Below are 23759 nucleotides of genomic sequence, written 5' to 3' on the forward strand. Positions count from 1 at the left end.
GCCGACCCTTTGCGTGAGGAGTATCCCGGGTCATGTCTCGCTTACCTGTCATAGTCGGTTTCGGTGGTTACAACTCGGCCGGACGCAGCTCGTTCCATCACGGCTTCCGGCGCATGGTCATCGAATCCCTGGACAGCGAAACCCGCCAGCAGACCCTGGCAGGCCTGGCGGTGATGATGAGGCAGGTGAGCTACAGCGAAGGCGCCTACCGTGACGCCGACGGACTGATCATCACCCCGGCCGAAATCGAACAGCGCTTCGGCGCATACATCCTCGAGCACACCCTGATCCGCCGCATCGAGAAGCAGCACCTGGATGTCGACGCCGCACACTGGCAGAAGAGCCTGGTGCTGGACAGCGTCGAGGGCCAGCCGCTGAGCTTCGTCACCAGCCGCAAGCAGCTGCCCGAGCCGCTGCCGGCCAACTGGACGGTGGAACCGCTGTCCGGCAGCCAGGTTCGGGTTTTCCTGCAGGGCAGCTGCGAGGTCAAGGTGGACAGCTACCGGCCGCTGCCGGTGAAATCCGCCGGCCAGCTGCCGACCGGCTTCGAGCCGGGTGAGCTGTACAACTCCCGCTTCCACCCGCGCGGCCTGCAGATGACCATCGTTGGCATGACCGACGCATTGCGCTCGATCGGCATCGACTGGGAACGCATCACCGCCAGCGTGGCGCCGGACGAGATCGCCGTGTACGCCGGCAGCATCATGAGCCAGCTGGACGAGAACGGTTATGGCGGCCTGATGCAGGCGCGCCTGAAGGGCGGCCGGGTCACCTCCAAGCAGCTGCCGCTGGGCCTGAACACCATGCCGGCGGACTTCATCAACGCCTACGTGCTGGGCAGTGTCGGCAGCACCGGCGCCATGTCCGGCGCGTGTGCGACCTTCCTATACAACCTGCAGAAGGGCATCGATGCCATCCAGAGCGGCCGCGCCCGCGTGGCGGTGGTCGGCAACAGCGAGGCGCCGATCACCGTCGAGTGCATCGACGGCTACGGCGCGATGAGCGCCCTGGCCACCGAGGAAGGCCTGCGCCACATCGAAGGCAGGGACGAGGTGGACTTCCGCCGCGCCAGTCGCCCGTTCGGCGAGAACTGCGGCTTCACCCTGGCCGAGTCCTGCCAGTTCGTGGTGCTGATGGACGATGCCCTGGCGCTGGAGCTGGGTGCCGACATCCACGGCGCCACGCCGGAAGTGTTCGTCAACGCGGACGGTTTCAAGCGCTCCATCTCCGCCCCCGGCCCGGGCAACTACCTGACCCTGGCCAAGGCCGTGGCCAGCGCCATGCAGCTGGTCGGCGAGGACGGCGTGCGCCAGCGCAGCTTCGTGCATGCGCACGGCTCCAGCACCCCGGCCAACCGGGTCACCGAATCCGAGCTGATCGACCGCATCGCCGCAGCCTTCGGCATCCAGGACTGGCCGGTAGCGGCCGTGAAGGCCTATGTCGGCCACTCCCTGGCCCCGGCCAGCGCCGACCAGCTGGTGGCTGCGCTGGGCACCTTCAAGTACGGCATCATCCCCGGCATCAAGACCATCGACCGCGTGGCCGATGATGTGCATCAGCAGCGCCTGCGCATCGCCACCCGCGACCTGCAGCTGGGCGAGCAGGCGATGGACGTCTGCTTCCTCAACTCCAAGGGCTTCGGCGGCAACAACGCCAGCGCCTACGTGCTGGCGCCCCACGTGGTCGAGCGCATGCTGCGCAAGCGCCACGGCGAGGCGGCCTTCGCCGCCTACCAGGAGCGCCGCGAGGCCACCCGCGCCGCCGCCAGCGCCTACGACCAGCAGGCCCTGCGCGGCCAGCTCGACGTGCTCTACCGCTTCGGCGAGGAAATGATCGACGAGCACGCCCTGCAGATCGACGACCAGGGCGTGCAGGTCCCCGGTTTCGCCTTGCCGGTGCGCTACTCCGCCGAGAATCCCTACCGGGACATGGTGGAGTAACCTGCCCGTAGGGTGGACAACGCCTTCCTTGTCCACCATGGCCCCGGCACGGGGCCCGGCACCAACAAAAACGCCGTCCCGAGGGGCGGCGTTTTGCATTGCACCGAAGCAATCAGCCCTGTGGTTCGTCGGCCAGCCAGCCGCCGCCGAGGGCCTTGTACAGGTCCACCTCGCTGACCAGCTGCGCCAGGCGGTCGCCGATCAATTGCTGGCGCGCCGCGAACAGCTGGCGCTGGGCGACCAGCAGGTTGAGGTAGCTGTCCACCCCGCCCCGGTAGCGACGATCGGCGAGCTGGTAGTACTCCTCACTGGCTGCCAGCAGGTTGCGCTGCGCGTTTACCTGATCGCTGAATGTGGCACGCGCGGCCAAGCCGTCGGCCACTTCGCGGAAGCCTACCTGGATGGCCTTCTCGTACTGCGCCACCTGGATGTTCTTCGCCACTTCGGCATAGTCGCGGTTGGCGCGCAGGCGGCCGGCGTTGAAGATCGGCACGCTGATGCTCGGTGTGAAGCTCCAGTAGTCCGCATCCGAGCTGAACAGGTCGGACAGCTCGCCGCTGGCGAAGCCGGCCGCACCGGTCAGCCCGATGCGCGGGAAGAACGCCGCCCGCGCCGCACCGATGTTGGCATTGGCGGCGCGCAGCTGGTGTTCGGCCTGCAGGATGTCCGGGCGATTCCGCAACAGGTCCGAGGGCAGGCCGGCCGGCACTTCGGCCAGCAGGTCGCTCTCCAGGGCAGTCGCCTCCAGCAGCTCTTCGGGCACTGGGCCACCGAGCAGTTGGGTCAGGGCGTTGCGGTCCTGGGCCACCAGGCGGCTGTACACCGATACGGCACCACGGGTGCTTTCTACGGCGGTTTTGGCCTGGCTCAGGTCCAATGCCGAGGCGACGCCCACGTCGAAGCTGCGCTGGGTCAGCGCCAGGCTTTCCTCGTAGGTCTTCAGCGTGTCGCGGGCCACCTGCAGCAGGGCCTGGTCGGCCTGCAGCGCGAGCCAGGCGTTGGCCACCGAGGCCACCAGGCTGATCTTCGCGCTACGCTGCGCCGCCTCGCTGGCGAAGTACTGCTCCAGCGCCTGGTCACGCAGGCTGCGCACCCGGCCGAACAGGTCCAGCTCCCAGGACAGCCCCAGGGTGGCGCTGTACTGGGTGCTGGTGCCGGCGGCCAGCGGATTAACCGTTTCGGGCGTATGGCTGCGGCTCATGGCGGCATCGGCGCTGACACCCGGGAACAGGTCGGCGCGCTGGACACGGTACTGGGCGCGGAACGCCTCGACGTTGAGGGTGGCGATGCGCAAGTCGCGGTTGTTCTCCAGGGCAATGCCGATCAGCTGCTGCAGACGGGCATCGCGGAAGAACCCCTGCCAGCCCAGCTCGGCGGCCGGCACGTTGGCTACCTGGCCGGCGTCGGCCTGCAGCGCGGCCGGGGTCCAGCGCTCCGGCAACCCCGATTCGGGGCGCTGGTAGTCGGGAGCCAGGGAGCAGCCTGCAAGCGCTGCCGCCAGCGCCAGTGTCAATGCGGACTTCTTCATCGTGCCTCTCCGTTGCGCTCAGTCTTGCGCGGGGTCTTGAACAGCGCGGTCACCCCGACAAAGAACAGGGGCACCCAGAAAATCACCAGCACGGTGGCGGTGAGCATCCCGCCGACCACGCCGGTCCCGATGGAATGCGCGCTGCCGGCACCCGCACCCGTGGCCAGGGCCAGCGGCACCACGCCCATGGTGAAGGCCAGCGAGGTCATGACGATCGGACGCAGACGCATGCGGCAGGCTTCCACCGCCGCGTCGACCAGGTCCATGCCCTGATCGTAGAGGTCCTTGGCGAACTCGACGATCAGAATGGCGTTCTTGGCGGTCAGGCCGATGGTGGTCAGCAAGCCCACCTGGAAGAACACGTCGTTGGTCAGGCCGCGTCCCAGGGTGAACAGCACGGCACCGATCAGGCCCAGCGGCACCACCAGCATGACCGCGAACGGGATCGACCAGCTCTCGTACAGGGCGGCCAGGGCCAGGAACACCACCAGCAGCGCCAGGCCGAGCAGGATGGGCAGCTGGCTGCCGGACATGCGCTCTTCGAACGACAGGCCGGTCCAGCTGATGCCGATGCCGTTGGGCAACTGGGCGGCGATCTCCTCGATGGCCGCCATGGCGTCACCGGTGCTGTAGCCCGGCGCGGCGCCGCCCTGGATCTGGATGGATTCCACACCGTTGTAGCGCGACAGCTTCGGCGAGCCGTAGGTCCAGGTACCGGTGGCGAAGGCGCTGAACGGCACCATCTCGCCCTTGTTGTTGCGGATGTACCACTTGTCCAGGTCCTCGGGGTTCATGCGCGCATGCGCCTCACCCTGCATGAACACCTTCTTCACCCGACCGCGGTCGATGAAGTCGTTCACATAGGCCGAACCCCAGGCGATGGACAGGGTGTTGTTGATGTCATTCATCGACAGGCCAAGCACCTGCGCCTTCTCGTCGTCGATGAGGATCTGGTACTGCGGTTCGTCGTTAAGGCCGTTGGGCCGCACACCGACCAGGGCCGGGTGCTGCGCGGCCATGCCGAGCAACTGGTTACGGGCGTTCATCAGCGCCTCGTGGCCGAGACCCGCCATGTCCTGCAGATAGACGTCGAAGCCCGAGGCGTTGCCCAGTTCGATCACCGACGGCGGGACGATGGCGAAGGCCATGGCGTCGCGGTATTGGAAGAAGCGAGCCTGGGCGCGCTGCTGCAGCGCGAACACCGCGTCCTTGGCTTCGGGACGCTTGGCCCAGTCCTTCAGGCCGACGAACATAATGGCGGCGTTCTGGCCCCGTCCGGCGAAGCTGAAGCCTTGCACGCTCATCACGCCTTCCACCGCATCGGCTTCTTCGGTGAGCAGGTAGTCGCGCATCTGGTCGACCATCTTCTCGGTGCGCTCGAAGGACGCACCTACCGGCGCGACCACCTGGACGAACATCACGCCCTGGTCTTCCGGCGGCAGGAACGCGGCCGGCACGCGGAAGAACAGCACGCCCACGGCCACCACGATGGCGACCCAGATACCCAGGAACGACCAGCGGTTGCGCAGCACGCGCCGCACGCCACCCTCGTAGGTGTGCACGCCGTTTTCGAAGGTGCGGTTGAACCAGCCGAAGAAGCCGCGCTTCGCCTCATGATGGCCCTTGGCGATTGGCTTGAGCAGGGTCGCGCAGAGTGCCGGGGTGAAGATCAGCGCCACCAGCACCGACAGCGTCATGGCCGAGGCGATGGTGATGGCGAACTGGCGGTAGATCACGCCCACGGAACCGGCCATGAAAGCCATCGGCACGAACACGGCGGACAGCACGATGCCGATACCCACCAGCGCGCCCTGGATTTGCCCCATGGACTTGCGTGTCGCCTCGCGGGGCGGCAGGCCGTCCTCGACCATCACCCGCTCGACGTTTTCCACTACCACGATGGCGTCGTCCACCAGCAGGCCGATGGCCAGCACCATGGCGAACATGGTCAGGGTGTTGACGCTGTAGCCGAACAGATACAGCACGCCGAAGGTACCCAGCAGGACCACCGGTACCGCCAACGTGGGGATCAGCGTGGCGCGGAAGTTCTGCAGGAACAGGTACATCACCAGGAACACCAGCACGACGGCCTCGAACAGGGTCATCACCACGCTGGAGATGGACGCCGAGATCACCGGGGTGGTGTCGAACGGATACACGACTTCCATGCCTTCAGGCAGGAACGGCTCCAGGCGCGAGATGGTGTCGCGCACCGCTTCGGCGGTGGCCAGGGCGTTGGCGCCGGTGGCCAGGGTAATGGCGATACCCGTGGCCGGCTTGCCGTTGTACTTGGCGGAGATATTCTCACGCATGGCGCCCATTTCGACGCGCGCCACATCGCTCAGCCGCACCTGGGAGCCATCCTGGTTCACCTTGAGCAGGATGTTGCGAAACTCTTCCGGGCTCTGCAGGCGGGTCTTGCCGATGATGGTGGCGGTCAGTTGCTGGCCGGGCACCGCCGGCAGACCACCGAGCTGGCCGGTGGAGACCTGCACGTTCTGCGCCTTGATGGCGTTGCTGACGTCCATGGGCGTCAGCGCGAAGCTCACCAGCTTGGCCGGATCGAGCCAGATACGCATGGAGTAGGAAGAGCCGAACACGGTGAAATCACCCACGCCCGGGGTCCGCGACAGCGGATCCTGGATGTTGGAAATCACGTAGTCGGACAGGTCGATGTTGCTGTAGCGGCCATCGCTGGACACCAGCGCCACCACCATCAGGAAGCCACCAGCCGCCTTGGTGACGCGGATACCCTGCTGCTGCACTTCCATCGGCAGCAGCGGGGTGGCCAGCTGCAGCTTGTTCTGCACCTGAACCTGGGCGATGTTCGGGTCGGTGCCCTGCTCGAAGGTAATCTTGATCGAGCCGGTGCCGTCGTTGTTGGCTTCGGCGGACATGTAGCGCATGCCATCCAGGCCGCTCATCTGCTGTTCGATGACCTGAATGACGGTGTCCTGCACGGTCTGCGCCGAGGCGCCCGGGTAGACGAGACTGATGTTCACCGAGGGCGCGGCGATGCTCGGGTACTGACTGACCGGCAACTGCAGCAGCCCTAGACCGCCGGCGAGCATGACCACCAGGGCGATCACCCAGGCGAAGATTGGGCGGTCAATGAAGAAATTAGGCATGACGAATATCCCTGGGCCGACTTACTGTTGGTTGGCAGTGAGGTTACCGGCCTGCTTGGTCTGCACTGAGATACCGGGCTGGATGTACTGCAGGCCTTCAGTGATCAGCCGGTCGCCCGGCTTGAGACCGGCGCTGACCAGCCAGCGGTTGCCTACGGCACGCTCGGCCTCGACGATGCGCGCCTCGACCTTGCCTTCCATGTTCACCACCATGGCCATCGGGCGACCGCGCGGGTCGCGGGCGATGCCCTGCTGGGGGGCCAGGATGGCGTTTTCCAGCACGCCGCTGACCAGTTCAGCCTTCACGAACATGCCCGGCAGCAGCAGCTTATCCGGGTTGGGGAACAGCGCGCGCAGGGTCACCGAGCCAGTGCTGGCGTCCACGCTGACTTCGGAGAACTCCAGCTTGCCGGTGTGGGCGTAGGTGCTGCCGTCTTCCAGCTTGAGGCTGACCTGGGCAGCGTTCTCGCCGGCCTTCTGCAGGCGGCCAGCGGCCAGATCCTTGCGCAGGCGCAGCAGTTCCGAGCTGGGCTGGGTCACATCGACGTAGATGGGGTCGAGCTGCTGGATAGTGGCCAGCGGCTGGGCCTGACCGTTGCTGACCAGCGCGCCCTCGCTCACCGAGGAGCGACCGATGCGGCCATCGATCGGCGCCAGCACCTTGGTGTAACGCACATTGATGCGCGCCTGCTCGAGGTTGGCCTGGGCCTGCAGGTAGGCGGCACGCGCCTCGTCATGGGCCTGCTGGCTGACCGCCTTGTCCTTGACCAGCGCGGCATAGCGCTCGGCCAGCGAGCGGGTGGAAGCCAGGGTGGCTTCGGCGCTCTTCAGGGTGGCTTCGTACACGGCGGCGTCGATCTGGTACAGCTGCTGGCCGGCCTTGACCTCGCTGCCTTCCTCGAACAGACGCTTCTGGATGATGCCGTTGACCTGCGGACGCACCTCGGCGCTGCGATAGGCGGCGGTACGGCCCGGCAACTCGGTGGTCAGCGCGTAGGGCTTGGCTTCCAGAGTAACAATGCCGACCAGCGGAGCCGGAGCGGCACCGGCTCCCTGGGCGGGCGCCTGTTCCTTGCAGGCAGCCAGCATTGACGCAATGGCGAATACGGGAATCAGAGCCACATGGGCGGGCTTGATCGACATGGACAACCTCGTGAGGGTGGAAAGCGAAGACGCGGGAAGAGAACGGAGGGTCTCCCGCTCTCTGCGGCACGTTGAAATTGACGGCGCAATATACTTACATCCATGATTGTTTGTAAATAAGACTAGTCCTTTCCAAATATTGCCCCGCACGCCTCTGCGCACGCGGAAGGCAGAGCACTTGCGACCATGGCCCGACGCACCCGAGAAGAAGCCCTAGCCACCCGTCAGCAGATCCTGGATGCCGCGGAAATCTGCCTCTACGAGCGGGGGCTTTCGCGTACCTCGATGGCGGATATCGCGCAGGCGGCGAACATCAGCCGCGGCGCCGTGTATTGGCACTTCGAGAACAAGGATCAGGTCTTCCAGGCACTGCTGGAAAATCGCAGCCTGCTGCTCGCCGACCTGGAGGCCACCACCCGCGACCCCGACACCCAGGATCCCCTGGGCCACATTCACCTGTTGCTGACTCGCCTGTTTCAGCTCTCGGCCCGGGACACCCAGTTCCGGCGCCTCAACGAGATCCTGCTGTTTCGCTGCGAGTACACCGATGCAGACTGCAGCCTGGGGCAGTTCCTGCCCGCCGCTGTGCGGGAATGCCACGGCATCATTGCCCAGGCGTTGGCCAATGCCGTCGACAAGGGTCAGCTACCCACCACCCTCGACCTGCCGACCGCGGCGCGTACGCTGCATGCCTGCGTTTCGGGCCTGATTCGCGAATGGCTGCTGTTGCCCGACGGCTACGACCTGCACCAGGAAGCCGAGCGCCTGGCCAGCAGTTGCCTGGACATGCTGCGCCTGAGCCCGGCGCTGCGGCTGACACCCTGAAATGCAAAACGCCGGCGCAAGGCCGGCGTTCTTTGCATCGGGCAGCGCTTACTTGCGCACGCCTTCCACGGTGAGGATCAGCTCGACGTTCTCGCTCTGCGGGCCGAGGTCCATCTTGATGCCGAAGTCTTTCATCTTGATGTTGGCGGTGCCCTCGAAGCCGGCACGGTAACCGCCCCACGGGTCCTTGCCTTCGCCAAGGAACTTGGCGGCGATCACCACCGGCTTGGTCACGCCGTTCAGGGTCAGGTCGCCGGTGATGTTGGCGGTGCCCTCGCCGGTGGATTCCACGCGGGTGGAGGTAAAGGTCGCGGTCGGGTGCTTGTCGACGTTCAGGAAGTCGCCGCTGCGCAGATGCTTGTCACGCTCGGCATGGTTGGTGTCCACGCTGGCGGTCTTCAGGGTCACGTTCACCTTGCTGGCTTCCGGACGGGCTGCGTCGAAGCTGAAGCTACCGTCGAAGTCCTTGAAGGTGCCATAGATCCAGCTGTAGCCAAGGTGGCTGATCTTGAAATTGACGAAAGCGTGCTGGCCCTGCTTGTCGATCGCGTAGTCGGCAGCCATGGCCTGGCCGGCGAACAGGGCGGCGCCCAGGGTCAGTGCGGTGAAGGTCTTCTTCAGCATGGGAAATGCTCCTTGATGAAATATCAGTACTTGGCGCGGCCAAACATGCGCCGCAGGGTGTCGTCACGATCGATGAAGTGGTGCTTGAACGCGGCCAGGGCGTGCAACGCGGCGAGAATCACCAGCGCCCAGGCAGCGTAGAAGTGCACGTCGCCCGCCAGGTCTTCCTGGCGCGGGATACCGGTGACCAACGCCGGCACCTCGAACCAGCCAAACACGCTGATCGGCCGGCCATCGGCCGTGGAAATCAGGTAGCCCGAGAGCATCACCACGAACAGGCCGGCATACAGGGTCAGGTGGCCGGCCGTGCTGGCCAGGCGCACCAGCGGAGTGTGGGTAGGCAGGGCCGCCGGCGGCGGGCTGAGCCAGCGCCAGACCAGTCGCAGCACCATCACCGCCAACAGGATCAGGCCGACACTCTTGTGGATGTCCGGCGCCGTGCGGTACCACTGGCTGTAATAGTTCAGCCCGCGCATCCACAGGCCGAGCGCGAACAGCCCCACCACCGTCAGGGCCACGCCCCAGTGCAGCAGGATGCTGGTCAGGCCGTAATTGCGGGATGAATTTCGCCACTGCATGGCGATCCTCCTTGTTTCTGAATGAACGTAAGACTACCGACAAACCTATCGGGGAAAAGCGAATTTTTTCGCTTCAACCCATCGAACCAGCCGATAAGAACACCGCCCCAGACTTCGTGCTAGGCTCGCCAGGTTTTTTCGCAGGGGGAACCGAACCGATGAGCCTGAACGACCACTGGATGCAACGCGACCTGGCGACCCTCTGGCATCCCTGCACGCAGATGAAGGACCACGAACAGTTGCCGCTGATCCCGATCCGTCGGGGCGAGGGCGTCTGGCTGGAAGATTTCGACGGCAAGCGTTACCTGGACGCAGTCAGCTCCTGGTGGGTCAATGTGTTCGGCCACGCCAACCCGCGCATCGGCGAGCGCATCAAGGCGCAGGTCGACACGTTGGAACACGTGATGCTCGCCGGCTTCAGCCATCAGCCGGTGATCGAGCTGTCCGAGCGTCTGGTGCGCCTGGCGCCTCCCGGCCTGGCGCGGGTGTTCTACGCCGACAACGGCTCCTCGGGCATCGAGGTGGCGCTGAAGATGAGCTTCCACTACTGGCGCAACGCCGGGCAGCCGGGCAAGCAGCGCTTCGTCACCCTGACCAACAGCTACCACGGCGAAACCGTGGCGGCCATGTCGGTGGGTGACGTGGCGCTGTTCACCGAAACCTACCGGCCGCTGCTGCTCGACACCCTCAAGGTGCCCAGCCCGGACTGCTGGCATCGTGCCCCCGGGGTGGACTGGGAAACCCACTCGCGGCAGATGTTCAGTCACATGGAACGCACCCTCGCCGAGCATCACCACGAGATCGCCGCCGTGATCGTCGAGCCGCTGATCCAGGGCGCGGGCGGCATGCGCATGTATCACCCGATCTATCTGACCCTGCTGCGCGAGGCCTGTGACCGCCATGGCGTGCACCTGATCGCCGACGAGATCGCCGTCGGCTTCGGCCGCACCGGCACACTGTTCGCTTGCGAGCAGGCCGGCATCACGCCGGATTTCCTGGTGCTGTCCAAGGCGCTCACCGGCGGCTACCTGCCGATGGCCGCCGTGCTGACCACCGATACGGTGTACCAGGCCTTCTACGACGACTACCCGACCCTGCGCGCCTTCCTGCATTCGCACACCTACACCGGCAACCCGCTGGCCTGCGCCGCCGCGCTGGCCACGCTGGACATCTTCGAGCAGGACAACGTGATCGAGGCCAACCGCGCGCTGGCCGCGCACATGGGCCGCGCCTGCGCGCACCTGGCCGAGCATCCGCAGGTGGGTGAAGTGCGCCAGACCGGTATGGCTCTGGCCATCGAGCTGGTCGCGGACAAAGCCTCGAAGACCCCCTATCCGTGGCAGGAGCGACGCGGCCTGGCGGTTTACCGCCACGCCCTGCAACGCGGCGCGCTGCTGCGCCCCCTGGGCAACGTGGTGTACCTGCTGCCGCCCTATGTGATCACGCCCGAGCAGATCGATTTCCTGGCCGAGGTGGCCGGCGAAGGCATCGACCTGGCCACCCGCACCGCCGTCAGCGTGGCCGTGCCGGCCGGCGCGCCGGCGGAGTTTCGCGATCCGGGGTAGCGGGGGGCGGCGCAAAAGCTCGCGGACAAGTCCGCTCCCACGAAAAGCGATGCGCGGCCCGGACCTGCGGGAGCGAATTCATTCGCGAGCGTTTGGCCGGGCACACCGCAACGGCAACCAAATACAGAGTTGTCCCCGATGGCTGCCCGGGTGCTTTAAGCTTGCCACCTCCCATTGGCTACCCCCGCACCTTCCCATGCGCCTTTCCCGCTTCTTCATTGATGCCCCGCTCTCCCTCGGCCGCCATGAGCTGCCCGAGGCCCAGGCCCACTACATCGGCCGCGTGCTGCGCCTGGCGCCGGGCGCCGCGGTGCAGCTGTTCGACGGCAGTGGCCGGGAGTACCTCGGCGAGCTGGTCGAGGTGGGCAAGAAGAGCGTCAGTGTGGAGCTGCACGAGGCCTTCGACGGACTGGCCGAGCCCGCTCTGCGCATCCACCTGGGCCAGGGCCTTTCCCGGGGAGAGCGCATGGACTGGGCCATCCAGAAGGCCACCGAGCTTGGCGTGGCGGAGATCACCCCGCTGGTCAGCGAGCGCTGCGAGGTGCGCCTGAAGGATGAACGCGCCGACAAGCGCCTGGCCCACTGGCGCCAGATCGCCATCAGCGCCTGCGAGCAGTGCGGCCGTTCCGTGCTGCCGGTGATTCATGCGCCGGTCAGTTTGGACGACTGGCAGCGCCAGGTGCAGGCTGAGCTGAAGCTGGTACTGCACCCGGTAGCCGAGCCGCTGGCCAGCCATGCACGGCCATCCAGCCTGGCCTTCCTCATCGGCCCCGAGGGTGGGCTGTCGGACGCCGAAGTGGAACAGGCAAAACATCACGGCTTCCACGCCGCCCGCCTGGGGCCGCGCGTGCTGCGCACGGAAACCGCGCCGGTGGTGGCGCTCAGCGTGGCGCAGCAGCTGTGGGGGGATTTCTAACGGATCGGACCAACGATCCAATAGAGAACCTGCGGAGCCGATTGTTTGTGGGAGCTGACTCGCCCGCGAGCTTTTCGGGAGGGCGATACCAGAAGATCGCGAATGAATTCGCTCCCACAGGAGGACCGCGCTGGCGTGGCCGACCGGCTCAGATCAACCCGGCGTCCGCCAGCTTCTGTTCCAGGCCTTCCAGGTCGGGGATCTTCACCAGCTCGTCGCCGATGCGTACCGCCGCCAGCTCCAGCGGCGCCAGCGTGCCGACTGCTGCCGGCAGGTCGGCGTCGACCTTGAGCGAGCGCGGGATACCCTGCAGCAGCAGGGCCAGGAACGGCGTGCCGGGGCGGTCGCCGATGGCGTTCAGCACGGCGATGCGCGCGTTGCGGCCAACCTCGGTGCGCGACCCGCTGGCCACCTCGAACGACAGCAGCGGCAGCGTCAGGTTGCGCCAACCGATGTAGCCCAACAGCCAGTCCGGCATGCCGTCGCGTCGTTCCGGTGTCTGATAGGGCACCAGCTCGGCCATGGCCACGTTGGGCAGCAGCAGCGTGCGATCACGCAGCGGCATCAACAGCGCGGTCAGGCTGCTGGCGGTGTTCCGAAGGGCGGGGGTTTGGCTCATGTGCGAATTCCTTTAGGCGTCCCGGGGACGCTCGACCAGGTGCTTCACCAGCGCCGCCGCCAGCTCGCGCGGGCTGCCGCTGAAGTCGCTGTAGCCCCCTTCGCGGAGGCTGTCGGGCATGCTGGAACAGACGCAGCTGTCGCCGCTCTGCGTCCAGATCGGCGCGCCCTGGCGACGCACATAGGCCGCCGAGGCGCTGCCGTCGCTGCCCATGCCACTGAAGGCGATCACGCCGCAGCGCGCGCCGAACTGACCGGCGAGGCTGAGCATCATCTGGTCGATGGACGGGCTGTAAGGCTCCGGCCAGCCGCGTTGGAGCAGCGTCAGACTGCCGTCGGCGGCGAAGCCCAGTTCATTGGCAATCGGCACCACCTGCACCTCGCCGTTGCACAGGGGCCTGCCGGGTTGCAGCTGGCGCACCGTCCATTGGCTATGACGGCCCACCGCCTGCGGCAGACTGGCCTCGAAACCGGCATTGATGTGCTGGGCATACAGGAAGGCCACCGGCAGGCCGGCCGGCAGCGCGTCGAGAAACGCCTTGACCGCCACCGGCCCACCCAGCGAAGCGGCCAGCAGCCAGACTTCGCGGGCCGGCTCGTCCGGCGCCTGAGCCAGGCTCGCCGGCAGGGTCAGCGGCTCGACGGTCTCGTTTTCGCTCAGCAGGCCTTGCAGGCTCGGTCCCACCGCGGCGGCCGGATCGCCTACCAGGCGCTTGAGCTTGCCGAACAGGCTGCGCTCCCAGCGTGGGTAGTGTTCGGAGCTGCGCTCCGGCGCCTTGCCCTCGCCGAACAGCACCGGGACGTCCCCTTCCAGCAGGTCATCGAGCACGGGCAGGTCTTCGCCCTGCGCCAGGTCGACCAGCCAGAGATCGGCGGCACAGTCCTGCAGCTCGTCCGGCGCCATGCCGGCGGGGTCCTGGTTGAACACCACCTGATAGCCACTGCCGGCCAGCGCACGCTGGAGAATGTGACGCTGCAGGGAAGTGTCGGCGAGAATCGCGATTCGGGCGGTCATGGGTGCTGTACCAGAGCGTGGATACGGTCGAGCAGCTGGGCCTCTTGGTAGGGCTTGCCCAGGTAGTCGTTGACGCCGATGGCCATGGCCCGCTCCCGGTGTTTCTCACCGGTGCGCGAGGTGATCATGATGATCGGCAGGTCCGCCAGTTGCGGGTCGTGACGCACCAGGGTGGCCACTTCGAAGCCGTCCATGCGCGGCATCTCGATGTCCAGCAGCATGATGTCCGGTTTGAATTCCTGCAGCTGGGTGATGGCGTCGACGCCGTCCTTGGCGGTGACCACATTCATGCCCTGGCGTTCGAGCAGGCGCGTGGTGACCTTGCGCACGGTGACCGAGTCGTCCACCACCATCACGGTCAGCGCGCGCGCCTCGGCCTCGGCCTCCGGCGCGGCGGGCTCGACGCTCAGTTGCGGCTGGGCGAAGCGGCGCGGCAGCGCCTGCAGCTGGCGCTTGCGCAGCAGGGTCATGAAGTCGAGGATCACCACCACGCGGCCATCGCCGAGGATGGTGGCACCGGAGATACCAGCCACCCGGGCGAACTGCGGGCCGAGGCTCTTCACCACGATTTCTCGCGAGCCGGCCAGGCTGTCCACCTGCACGGCGATGCTGTGGTCCGCCGAGCGCACCAGGATCACCGGCAGCGGCAGGGTCTGCCCCATCAGCTTGGGCTGCTGGCCATTGTTCAGCAGTTCGCCCAGGTAACGCAGCTCGTAGCGCTGCCCGGCGTACTCGAAGCGCGGCGCGTCCGGGCCGTAATAGGCCTCCAGCTCGTAGGGCGAAACGCGCACGATGCCTTCGATATTGCTCAGCGGCACGGCATAGAGATCTTCGCCGGAATGCACCATCAGCGCCCGGTTGACCGACACGGTGAACGGCAGGCGAATGATGAAGCGCGTGCCCTGCCCTTCGCCCGACTCGATGCTCACCGAGCCGCCGAGCTGCTTGATTTCCGAGCTGACCACGTCCAGGCCCACGCCGCGACCGGAGATCTGGGTGATCTTCTCGGCGGTGGAGAAACCGGCCGCCAGGATGAACTGCAGCACCTCGTGGTCGGTAATGTCACTGTCCGCGGCCATCAGCCCGCGTTCGATGGCCTTGCGGCGTACCGCGTCCAGGCGAATGCCGCCGCCGTCGTCCGCCAGGGTCAGCACGATCTCGCCACCCTCGCGGGCGAGGTTGAGGCTGATGGTGCCCTGGTCCGGCTTGCCGGCGGCACGCCGCACCTCGACCGGCTCGATGCCGTGGTCCACGGCATTGCGCAGCATGTGCTCCATGGGCGCGATGATGCGCTCCAGCACGCTGCGGTCCATTTCCCCCTCGGCGTTGCCGACCACCATCTCGACCTGCTTGCCCAGTTCCGCCGACACCTGGCGCACGATGCGCCGCAGACGCGGCACCAGGCGATCGAAGGGCACCATGCGGGTTCGCATCAGGCCTTCCTGCAGTTCGGTGTTGACCCGCGACTGCTGCAGCAGCAGGGTTTCCGCGTCACGGTTCTTGGCTGCCAGGGTTTCCTTGAGGTCCAGCAGGTCGGAGGCCGACTCGAACAGCGCCCGCGACAACTGCTGCAGCTGGGAATGGCGGTCCATCTCCAGTGGGTCGAAGTCCTCGTAGCCGGCACGCTCGGCCTCGGCCTGGTAGCGACTGAGGATCTGCGCCTGGGTTTCGGTGTCCAGGCGGCGCAATTGATCGCGCACCCGTTCGATGGTGGCTTCCATCTCGCCCAGGGTGTAGCCGACATCGTTGACCTGCTGCTCGACCCGGCCGCGGAAGATGGAGGTCTCGCCCGCCAGGTTGACCAGGTCATCCAGTAGTTCCGCCGGCACCTTGACCAGCTCCTGCGGCGCGCGGCGCGCGGCGGCCGCCTCGCGGGCCTCCTCGGCCTGGCGTACGAAGGGCAGCACACGGGCGGGGGACGCGACCGGCTCGACCGGCGCCAGCACCGGTTCCTGCGGCGCGGGGACGGCCAGCGGCGCCGGCGGCGTGACAGGCGCCGGGGCGGCGGGGACCAGATCTTCCTCGCTGAGGATGGCGCGCAAGCCGTCCACTGCCGCTTGCAGGACGGCGAACTCGTTCTGCACGAGTTCGAACAGGCCCTCGGATGGCTCGCCCTGCTGCCGCGCCTCGATCAGGCGCTGCTCCAACTCGTGACTGAGGGTACCGATGTGCGCCTGGCCGGCCAGTCGTGCCCCACCCTTGAGGGTATGCAGGATGCGCAACAAGTCGTCGAAGGGAACCGCCTCGCGCATCGCGTCCCAGTCCTGGATACAGGACTGCAGCGCCTCGATGAGCTCGTCGGCCTCTTCGCGGAAGATTTCCAGAATCTCCTCGTCCACCTCATCGCCGGGCTTCGCCTGCACCACCGGCTCGGCGGCGGCCACGACCGAGGATTCCTCGACCGGCTGCAGGGTAACGCTGAGCGGCTCGCTCAACTGCTCCTCGGGGGCGGCCACGTACTCCTGCAGCGCCGCGATCAGCTCCTCGCCAGCAGGGACCGGAAGACCGTCGCGCACGGCCTCCAGCTGCGTCCTGATATGTGCGTGACTGCGTTCCAGCAGATCGAACAACGGCTCGCCGCTGCGCAGGCGCCCATCGGCCGACTGCCGATAGAGCATTTCCAGCTCATAGCCAAGATCACCGATCGGTTGCACGTCGGCCATCCGCGCGCAGCCCTTGATGGTGTGCAGGTCGCGTTGCAGGGTCTCGATTTCCAGCGCGTTCTGCGGATCGGCGCGCCAGCGCTGCAATGCCTCGCGGGCATCCTCGATGAGTCCGAAGCTCTCTTCGAGGAACAGCGCCATCAGCTCGGGGTCAGCCTGCACATCCAGCGCATCAACTTCGCCCTCGCCCGCCGCAGGCACCTGCAGCTCGATCTCTTCAAGCTCGCCGAAACCCTCCAGATCCAGTGCTTCGGCCGCCTCCAGGGCCGCCCACAGGTCGCCCTCGGGGCTGGCCGTGGTCGGCTCCGCCGCCTGCGGCTCCAGGCTGACGGCACCGGTTTCCCGATAATCCTGCACGGCGCGGATCAGCGAGCTGGCCACCGTCACCGGCTCGCGGGCCTGCAGTTGTTCGATCTGTTGGGCCAGACGGTCATGGCACTTGTGCAGCAGCCAGGCCAGGGTCGGCTCGGCGGTGAAGCGCTGCTGCATCAGGCCTTCGTAAAGGAATTCCAGTTCATGGGCCAAGTCGCCGATCGCGGTAACACCGGTCATGCGTGCACCGCCCTTGAGGGTGTGCAGATCGCGCTGCAGTCCGCCCAGCGCATCCAGGTCCTGCGTATCGGCCAGCCAGTCCTCCAGGGACTGGGCGGCGCTGTCCAGAATGTCGCCCGCTTCGTCGAGGAAGATCTCGACCATCTCCTCGTCCAGCTCGTCGACCGGCTGCGCGGCTGGGCGCCCCGTCTCCGCTGCGTCGGGCGCATCCTCCAGACTGGGAGGCGCCTCCTCCGACGTATCGAACGCCAGTTCGAGCGGTTCCAGTTCGAGCAGGCTGTCGGGCAGCGCATCAATGTCGAACGCCGGCTCATCGAGCAGGGCTGGCGGCGTCAAGACCGCGGCCAACGCGGCGATGCGATCCGGACGCGGGCTGACCTGCAGCGCGGCGGCCACCTGGTCGAGCATCCCGATCAGCGCCTCATGGGCCGCCAGGGCTTCCTCGAAGAAGCGCGCATCGGTGGCCAGGCCTTGGTCCGCCACGGCGGCATACACTTGCGACACCGCCTCGCAAAGCTCGGCCAGCGGCGCCAGCTTGGCCTGCCGGGCGCCCTGCCAGAGTGCTTCCACGGCGGCCCGCAGATCACCCAGCGGGCTGGGTGCCTGCGGCTGGTCGCGCCAGCCGGCCAGCAGCTCTTCGCTGTCCAGCAGGGTGTCGATGTGGTTGCCCAGATGCCGCCCGAGCAGCTCCGACGCATGGGGTTCGCTGCTGGTGCGCTTGGCCTCGGCCTGGTTCAGGCGTTCCTTCTGCAGGCTCTGCACGGCGACCTGGAACGCCTCGGTGCCCGGCAGCGGCGCGTGCGGCGTGCTGTCAAGCTGCGCCAGGCCCTGCTGCAACAGCTCGCGGGCCTGGGCGAGCAGCCCGGCCAGTTCGCGATCGACCGGAATCTGGTGGTTGTGGAATTCCTTGACCAGCCGCTCCAGCGGCATGGCGACCTCGGCCATCGGCAGGATGCCGGCCATGTGCGCGCTGCCCTTGAGGGTATGCAGCGCCCGCTGCAGACGGTCGTTGACCGGCTGCGGCAGGATCTGCGCACACTCCGCCAGGAACTGGTCAAGCGTCTCCAGGTGGCTCTCCGCCTCGTTGCGGAAGATATCCAGTAACTGCGGGTCCAGGCCGCTGGCATCGGCGGCGTCATCCACCGCCACTGCGCGAGGGAGGGACGGCGCAGGCTGCTGGCCGCGGGACAGCGCATGGGCTGCGGCAGCCAGGCGGTCGACATCATCGCGCTGACGCTGCGCCTTGGCAGCGAACTCGTCGACCAGCTCGGGCAGCAGTCCCACCACCTCGCCGACCAGCTCGTGCACCGCCGGACCAGCCTCGATGCTGCGGTCCAGCAGGCGATTGAAGAGGTTCTCCACCGCCCAGGCCAGTTCGCCGATGATCAGCGCGCGCACCATGCGACCGCTGCCCTTGAGGGTGTGGAAGGCGCGCCGGACTTCGCTCAGCGCTTCACGGTTGTCGTTGTTGGCGCGCCATTGCGGCAGGAACTGGTTGATGGTGTCGAGTACCTCGCCAGCTTCCTCGATGAACACCTCGAGCAGCTCTTCGTCCACCGGCTCCTCGTCGGCAGGCGGCGGCAGGAGGCTGGGCGGAGCATCCTGGGCGGGCGGATTGATGGCCTGCACCGGCGCGGCCAGCACATCGGCCACCGTCAGCACCGGCGCGGGTTCAGGCTCGGGTTTCGCGGCCAGCGGTTCGGCCGGAGGCGTCAGGCCCTCGGCATCCAGCTCCAGCAGTTCGAACATAGACGGCGCGGGCGTGTGCGGCGCGGCCTCCTGCTCAGGGGCGAACAGATCGTCGACGAAATCCGCCAGCGTGGCCGGCGCGGCAACAGGCGGCTGTTCCATCTGCGGCTCGCGCATGTCGTCGGCCAGCCAGTCCAGCACCGGCTCGGCCGGAACAGCAGCCTCCTCGGCCGGCAGCGCGCGGGGCGCATAGCCCAGGCTGCACAGGCTTTCCTCGGCCACGTCGAGAATGACTTCGCCCTGGCTGGCATGGTCCTCGCTGAGGCGTTCCAGGTAGTACTCGACGCCGGTGATGGCGTCGGCCAAGGTATCCAGGTGCTGCCAGTCCGGCACTGCACGGGGCTCCAGCAGACGCTCGCAGATGTAACGCCGGCAGGCTTCAAGCAACTCGGCGGCGCGCTGCAGCGGAATCATGCCCAGTCCGCCGCGCACCTGGGTGAGCAGCTCCGGGACCCGGGCCAGATGTTCGTGGTTCCACTGCGAGGCGATGAACTCGATGATGGCGTCCTTGGCCTGTTCGAGACCGGTACGCGCCTCACGGATCACCAACTGGTGGATCTGCGTCACATCAGTGGTGGGCAGGCGGCTCTGCTCGCTCTGGCTGTCGTTATCCATGCCGGCGATGCCGGACAGGGTCGCCTCGACATACAGCAGCGCGCCGGCGATATCCATCAGCGCGCCATCATCGGCGGTCTTTTCGCCGTCGAGCAGCAGCTGCACGGTGTTCAGCTGGTCGAGAATGGCCTTGCGCGGCTGGGCGAAACCCAGCACCGCCAGGGTGTCGGCGATCTGCTTGAGGGGTGTCTGCAGGCCGCTCAGCTCGGCCAGGTTCTGCCGGTCGCTGCGCACGAACAGGTCCAGGCTGTCCTTGATACGCACCAGCTCTTCGCACAGGGCCGCCACCACCGAGCGGATCGCACCGCGGTCCGGGCCGACCAGTTGGCCGCGCTCGGCACCCGACACCGCTTCTCCCGGAAGCGCCTGGTCGAGGCGGAAACGGGCCTTCAGCTCGGCAATGCGCGGCGTTTCAAAGCTCGCCTTGGCCAGGTGGAACAGCAGGTTCTTGGTCAGCTCCAGCGGCGCGGCATGGTTGAAGCCGGCGGCCCCCTCGCTCACCAGCCGCTTGAGCTCCTTGTCCAGCTGCTGCAACAGCACATGCACGGAGGGGCCGGAGGGCACGCTGCCACTGACCAGCCCTTCGACCACGCCGGCGGCAATTTCCCACAGCGGCTCCAGGGGCGACTCGCGGCCCAAATCAGCGAGCTTCAGGTAGACCTTTTCCAGCTGGGCCAGATTCTTGGCCGACTCCTGCCCGCGCAGCAGGCCCACCATCGCCACCTGCTGCAACTGGCGCAGCTTGCGCAGCAACTGGGGGAATTCGGGGGTATTCAGCAGCGCCAGGGACTCACGCGACAAGGCCGGAATCGGCGCGGACAGGTCCGGCGCGAACAGGCTGGTTTCCGGCAGGGGCTGCTCGCCGCGCGCACTGCGCAGTTCGTTGAGCAGCGGCAACAGCAGCAGCGGCAGATCGGTGCGCGTGCTGTGCACGCGATCCAGGTACACCGGCAGCTGCAGGATGGCCTGCATGAGGATCTGCAGCGCCTCGCTCTGGTCGGCGACACGGTTCTCCAGCAGCGCCTGGGCCAGCCGCTCCATCTCCTCGGCGAGCAGAGCGGCACCGTAGAACTCCACCATCTGCAGGGTGCCGTGGACCTGGTGGACATAGGTCAGGCAGAAGCTCAGGCGTGTGCTGTCCTCGCGGTTCTCGACGAACGCTTCCAGGGCCTGGCGCGCCTGGTTGAGCGTCTCGGCGATTTCGCCCTTGACCCATTCCAGGGCGACATAGTCGTGCCGATCCCCCATAGCCACTCCAGTCATTCGCGTATCCGGGTAAAGGCCAGAACCCGCTCATCGGCCACCGGCTGCAGCGCCGGATGCTGCCAGCCGGTCATCTCGCCGACACCAAGCACCAGCAGCCCACCCGGGGCAAGGCGCTCGGCCAGGCCATTGAGGATGTCGCGCCGCCGCCAGCGGCGGAAATAGATCAGCAGGTTCTGACAGAAAATCACGTCCAGGCTGCTCCACGGCGCCTTGTCCAGGTCCAGCACATTGAGCCGGGCGCAGCACACGCGCGCCGCCAGCTCCGGTGTCACGCGCCAGCCATCCGCCTCGTTGCGCAGATAGCGCTCGCGGCGTTCGGTATCCAGCGCTTCCAGCCGTCGCGCGTCATAACGCGCGTCACGGGCCTGGTTCAACGCGCCCTGGCTGATATCCGTGGCGATCACACCGAACTCCGTTCGCCGGGCAGCGCGACGCTGCACTTCGGCTGCGGAGATGGCCAGCGAATAGGCTTCCTCGCCACTGGCGCATCCCACGCTCCACAGCATCCAGGGCCGTCCGTTGTCTTCCTGCAGGCGCCGGCTCAGATACCCCTCCATCACTGCGAAGGAAGGGGCATGACGGTAGAAGCGGGTTTCCTGCACGGTCAGTCGGTCCAGCAGGGTCGCCCATTCCAGGGCGCCTCGCGGCCCCTCGGCAACCCGACGCAGATAGGCCTGGTAATCCTCCAGACCCAGCTCGCGCATGCGCTGGCCAAGCCGGGTCTGCAGGAAGACGCGCCGCCGCTCGCCGAGCACCTGACCGGTGCGTTCCTCGATCAGCGCGCTCCAGGCGCGAAATTCCGCAGTAGTCATGTCGGCCAGGGGTTTCAAGGCCCAGACGCCGCTTGGCTGCATGCCGTGCCCCTCGCTCATGACTCATGATCGGCGTCCCTTGCGAAACGCCGCCCCCTGTCAGGCCTCGTCGCGCGCCGCCGGCAGCTTGAAGCCGGACACCGAGTTGCGCATCTCGTTGGCCAGCTTGGCCAGGTTGCCGATGCTGCGCGCCGTGGCGGTGGTACCGGTGGAGGTCTGCGAGGTGATCTCCTGGATCACGTTCATGGTGCTGGAGATATGGCCGGCGGAAGAGGCCTGCTGGCGCGCCGCGTTGGAGATGTTCTGGATCAGCGCGGCGAGGGTCTTGGATACCTTTTCGATCTCTTCCAGCGACACCCCGGCGTCCTGGGCCAGGCGTGCACCGCGCACCACCTCGGAGGTGGTCTGCTCCATGGAGATCACCGCTTCGTTGGTGTCGGTCTGGATCGCCTTCACCAGCGTTTCGATCTGCTTGGTCGCCGCCGAGGAACGTTCCGCCAAGCGCTGTACTTCGTCGGCTACCACCGCGAAGCCGCGGCCGGCGTCGCCGGCCATGGAGGCCTGGATGGCGGCGTTCAGGGCGAGGATGTTGGTCTGGTCGGCAATGTCGTTGATCAGGCTGACGATGTCGCCGATCTCCTGGGACGATTCACCCAGGCGCTTGATGCGCTTGGCGGTGTCCTGGATCTGCTCGCGGATGCTGTCCATGCCGGTGATGGTGTTGTGCACCACCTCGTTGCCCTTGTTGGCGATGGCCACGGAACGCTCGGCCACCGCGGTGGACTCGGCGGCGTTCGCCGACACCTGGTCAATGGACACGGCCATTTCGTTGATGGCCGCCGATGCGCCGGCGATTTCCTGGGCTTGGTGTTCGGACGCCTCGGCCAGGTGCATGGCGGTCGCCTGGGTTTCCTGGGCGGCGGCGGACACCTGCACGGCGGTCTGGTTGATCGCGCGCACCAGATCACGCATCTGGTCGATGGAAAAGTTGATCGAGTCGGCGATGGCGCCGGTGAAGTCCTCGGTCACGGTGGCTGTCACCGTCAGGTCACCGTCGGCCAGGTCGGCAATTTCGTCGAGCAGTCGCAGAATGGCGGTCTGGTTACGCTCGTTCTTCTCGGCGGTTTCCTGCAGGCGGCGGCGGGTGTCCTGCACCATCACCATGCCGATCAGGATCACGGCCGCCAGCGCCAGGGCGCCCAGCAGGTAGGTGGCCAGGGTGTTCAGATAACGACCGTTGGCGAGTTCGTCGAAGCCGGCGGCCAGGTCGGAGGCCTTGTCCAGCAGGGTCTGCGAGATGCTGAAGATGTTGCCGGCCGATTCCCGCACCTGGAACAGCTCGGGCGAGGTTTCCAGGATCTCGTCCACCGAGCCGGAAACGAACTCGAACAGCTCGGCGATCTCTGCCAGACGCTCACGGGCTTCCGGCTCGGAGACCCGGCTGATCTCCATGGCACGGTTGCCTTCCAGCATGGCATTGAGCACCCGGCCGAACAGGCTGGCGTCGCGACCGAACATGTCGGCCGCCTGTACCGAGTCCTCGTCGCCGGCCAGCACCTTGTTGACCGCACCGAGGATCCGTTCGGCCAGCAGCGACTGCCGCTGGGCGACCGACACCTGAGCGGCGGGCGCATCGCTCTGCAGCAGGATGTCCACCACTTCCTCGTACTCGACCTGCAGCTGCGGAATGGTTTCCGACAGGGTGGCGGCCACCTGGTGCAAGGACAATACGGTCTGTTCGCTGGCCAGGATCACGTCGGTGTCGCGACGCAGGCGGTTCCAGTCCTTTTCCACCGCATCCATCTGCGGGGCGACTTCGAAGGACACCATTGGCAGGCCGGTGTCCGGGTTGCCCTTGGTCAGGTAGCCCCAGCGGCGATCGAAGTCGTTGCGGGCGTCCTTGAGCAGGGCGAACGCCTCGGCCTTGCCCGCCGCCGCTTCGGTGGCGTTCTTGGCGATACGCTGGGAGAGCACGCGCAGCTCACCCGCGTGGGTGATGTACTCGGTGTCGTAGCCAGACTGCACGTTCAGGTAGGTGAAGTTGGCGAACAGCAGCACGATGGAGACGATCAGGCCGACGAACAGGCCGGCGATCAGCGAGCTGCTGCGCATGCCCGAAAAGAGATTTCCCGCGTTGTTTTTCTTCATGAATGGCCCCCGCCTGGACCCACCGCTATTCCCATTTGAAGCCAACGGACCGGATACCGGCCCACCAATAAATT

Annotated in this window: 14 protein-coding genes; 4 read left to right on the forward strand and 10 right to left on the reverse strand. The window is 66.8% G+C overall.

Features of this window, described 5'->3' with window-relative positions; all coding sequences use genetic code 11:
- Positions 1 to 32 precede the first annotated feature (32 nt).
- On the forward strand, positions 33 to 1940 hold the full coding sequence (locus SF06_RS09860) for a beta-ketoacyl synthase (RefSeq protein WP_039561123.1): 1908 nt from the start codon (positions 33 to 35) through the stop codon (positions 1938 to 1940).
- Positions 1941 to 2052: 112 nt separating this feature from the next.
- On the opposite strand, the gene SF06_RS09865 is transcribed toward SF06_RS09860, so the two are convergent.
- From SF06_RS09865 to SF06_RS09875, 3 genes are read right to left on the reverse strand one after another with little or no spacing between them, the layout of a single operon-like run.
- Positions 2053 to 3468 (reverse strand): efflux transporter outer membrane subunit, encoded by a 1416-nt coding sequence (locus SF06_RS09865; RefSeq protein WP_039561124.1) that lies wholly within the window; start codon positions 3466 to 3468, stop codon positions 2053 to 2055.
- Positions 3465 to 6596 carry an efflux RND transporter permease subunit gene (locus SF06_RS09870; RefSeq protein WP_039561125.1) on the reverse strand — a complete coding sequence of 1044 codons (3132 nt, stop codon included), beginning with the start codon at positions 6594 to 6596 and terminating at the stop codon, positions 3465 to 3467. The genes SF06_RS09865 and SF06_RS09870 overlap by 4 nt, the downstream gene beginning before the upstream one ends.
- Before the next feature lie 21 nt (positions 6597 to 6617).
- The gene (locus tag SF06_RS09875) at positions 6618 to 7739 is read right to left on the reverse strand and encodes an efflux RND transporter periplasmic adaptor subunit (RefSeq protein ID WP_027589094.1); all 1122 of its coding nucleotides are present in this window, start codon (positions 7737 to 7739) and stop codon (positions 6618 to 6620) included.
- Between the two features lie 186 nt (positions 7740 to 7925).
- Here SF06_RS09875 and SF06_RS09880 point away from each other — a divergent pair, with 186 nt between their 5' ends.
- Positions 7926 to 8564: a TetR family transcriptional regulator gene (locus SF06_RS09880; protein ID WP_027589095.1), complete on the forward strand. Its 639-nt coding sequence runs from the start codon at positions 7926 to 7928 to the stop codon at positions 8562 to 8564.
- A gap of 48 nt (positions 8565 to 8612) precedes the next feature.
- Here SF06_RS09880 and SF06_RS09885 read toward each other — a convergent pair whose 3' ends face one another.
- Both SF06_RS09885 and SF06_RS09890 read right to left on the reverse strand, forming a co-directional pair.
- Positions 8613 to 9188, reverse strand: a complete 576-nt coding sequence (locus tag SF06_RS09885; RefSeq protein ID WP_027589096.1) for a YceI family protein — start codon at positions 9186 to 9188, stop codon at positions 8613 to 8615.
- A gap of 23 nt (positions 9189 to 9211) precedes the next feature.
- Positions 9212 to 9766, reverse strand: coding sequence for a cytochrome b (locus tag SF06_RS09890; protein ID WP_027589097.1), 555 nt, complete (start codon positions 9764 to 9766; stop codon positions 9212 to 9214).
- A 158-nt stretch (positions 9767 to 9924) separates the two neighbouring features.
- Between SF06_RS09890 and SF06_RS09895 the strand changes: the two genes are divergently transcribed.
- Together SF06_RS09895 and SF06_RS09900 are read left to right on the forward strand one after the other, a co-directional pair.
- Positions 9925 to 11331 (forward strand): adenosylmethionine--8-amino-7-oxononanoate transaminase, encoded by a 1407-nt coding sequence (locus SF06_RS09895; protein WP_027589098.1) that lies wholly within the window; start codon positions 9925 to 9927, stop codon positions 11329 to 11331.
- A gap of 196 nt (positions 11332 to 11527) precedes the next feature.
- Entirely contained in the window at positions 11528 to 12247 is a 720-nt protein-coding gene (locus SF06_RS09900) for a 16S rRNA (uracil(1498)-N(3))-methyltransferase (RefSeq protein ID WP_039561127.1), read from the forward strand.
- A gap of 148 nt (positions 12248 to 12395) precedes the next feature.
- On the opposite strand, the gene SF06_RS09905 is transcribed toward SF06_RS09900, so the two are convergent.
- From SF06_RS09905 to SF06_RS09925, 5 genes are read right to left on the reverse strand one after another with little or no spacing between them, the layout of a single operon-like run.
- A complete protein-coding gene (locus SF06_RS09905) occupies positions 12396 to 12866 on the reverse strand; it encodes a chemotaxis protein CheW (RefSeq protein ID WP_039561129.1) in 471 nt (156 codons plus the stop codon).
- A 12-nt stretch (positions 12867 to 12878) separates the two neighbouring features.
- The gene (locus SF06_RS09910) at positions 12879 to 13880 is read right to left on the reverse strand and encodes a chemotaxis protein CheB (protein ID WP_039561130.1); all 1002 of its coding nucleotides are present in this window, start codon (positions 13878 to 13880) and stop codon (positions 12879 to 12881) included.
- Positions 13877 to 20707: an Hpt domain-containing protein gene (locus tag SF06_RS09915; protein ID WP_039561131.1), complete on the reverse strand. Its 6831-nt coding sequence runs from the start codon at positions 20705 to 20707 to the stop codon at positions 13877 to 13879. The genes SF06_RS09910 and SF06_RS09915 overlap by 4 nt, the downstream gene beginning before the upstream one ends.
- A gap of 11 nt (positions 20708 to 20718) precedes the next feature.
- A complete protein-coding gene (locus SF06_RS09920; protein ID WP_039561243.1) occupies positions 20719 to 21579 on the reverse strand; it encodes a CheR family methyltransferase in 861 nt (286 codons plus the stop codon).
- A gap of 57 nt (positions 21580 to 21636) precedes the next feature.
- Entirely contained in the window at positions 21637 to 23685 is a 2049-nt protein-coding gene (locus tag SF06_RS09925) for a methyl-accepting chemotaxis protein (RefSeq protein ID WP_039561132.1), read from the reverse strand.
- Positions 23686 to 23759 lie beyond the last annotated feature (74 nt).

Source organism: Pseudomonas flexibilis, assembly GCF_000802425.1.
In the GTDB taxonomy this organism is placed as follows: domain Bacteria; phylum Pseudomonadota; class Gammaproteobacteria; order Pseudomonadales; family Pseudomonadaceae; genus Serpens; species Serpens flexibilis.

What these genes read in the sequence shown, in the direction of transcription:
- SF06_RS09895 (WP_027589098.1), top strand. Translation starts at nt 9,925, where the DNA reads ATGAGCCTGAACGACCACTGGATGCAACGCGACCTGGCGACCCTCTGG.
- SF06_RS09915 (WP_039561131.1), bottom strand. Translation starts at nt 20,707, where the DNA reads ATGGGGGATCGGCACGACTATGTCGCCCTGGAATGGGTCAAGGGCGAA.
- SF06_RS09890 (WP_027589097.1), bottom strand. Translation starts at nt 9,766, where the DNA reads ATGCAGTGGCGAAATTCATCCCGCAATTACGGCCTGACCAGCATCCTG.
- SF06_RS09885 (WP_027589096.1), bottom strand. Translation starts at nt 9,188, where the DNA reads ATGCTGAAGAAGACCTTCACCGCACTGACCCTGGGCGCCGCCCTGTTC.
- SF06_RS09920 (WP_039561243.1), bottom strand. Translation starts at nt 21,579, where the DNA reads ATGCAGCCAAGCGGCGTCTGGGCCTTGAAACCCCTGGCCGACATGACT.
- SF06_RS09880 (WP_027589095.1), top strand. Translation starts at nt 7,926, where the DNA reads ATGGCCCGACGCACCCGAGAAGAAGCCCTAGCCACCCGTCAGCAGATC.
- SF06_RS09870 (WP_039561125.1), bottom strand. Translation starts at nt 6,596, where the DNA reads ATGCCTAATTTCTTCATTGACCGCCCAATCTTCGCCTGGGTGATCGCC.
- SF06_RS09900 (WP_039561127.1), top strand. Translation starts at nt 11,528, where the DNA reads ATGCGCCTTTCCCGCTTCTTCATTGATGCCCCGCTCTCCCTCGGCCGC.
- SF06_RS09910 (WP_039561130.1), bottom strand. Translation starts at nt 13,880, where the DNA reads ATGACCGCCCGAATCGCGATTCTCGCCGACACTTCCCTGCAGCGTCAC.
- SF06_RS09905 (WP_039561129.1), bottom strand. Translation starts at nt 12,866, where the DNA reads ATGAGCCAAACCCCCGCCCTTCGGAACACCGCCAGCAGCCTGACCGCG.
- SF06_RS09860 (WP_039561123.1), top strand. Translation starts at nt 33, where the DNA reads ATGTCTCGCTTACCTGTCATAGTCGGTTTCGGTGGTTACAACTCGGCC.
- SF06_RS09865 (WP_039561124.1), bottom strand. Translation starts at nt 3,468, where the DNA reads ATGAAGAAGTCCGCATTGACACTGGCGCTGGCGGCAGCGCTTGCAGGC.
- SF06_RS09925 (WP_039561132.1), bottom strand. Translation starts at nt 23,685, where the DNA reads ATGAAGAAAAACAACGCGGGAAATCTCTTTTCGGGCATGCGCAGCAGC.
- SF06_RS09875 (WP_027589094.1), bottom strand. Translation starts at nt 7,739, where the DNA reads ATGTCGATCAAGCCCGCCCATGTGGCTCTGATTCCCGTATTCGCCATT.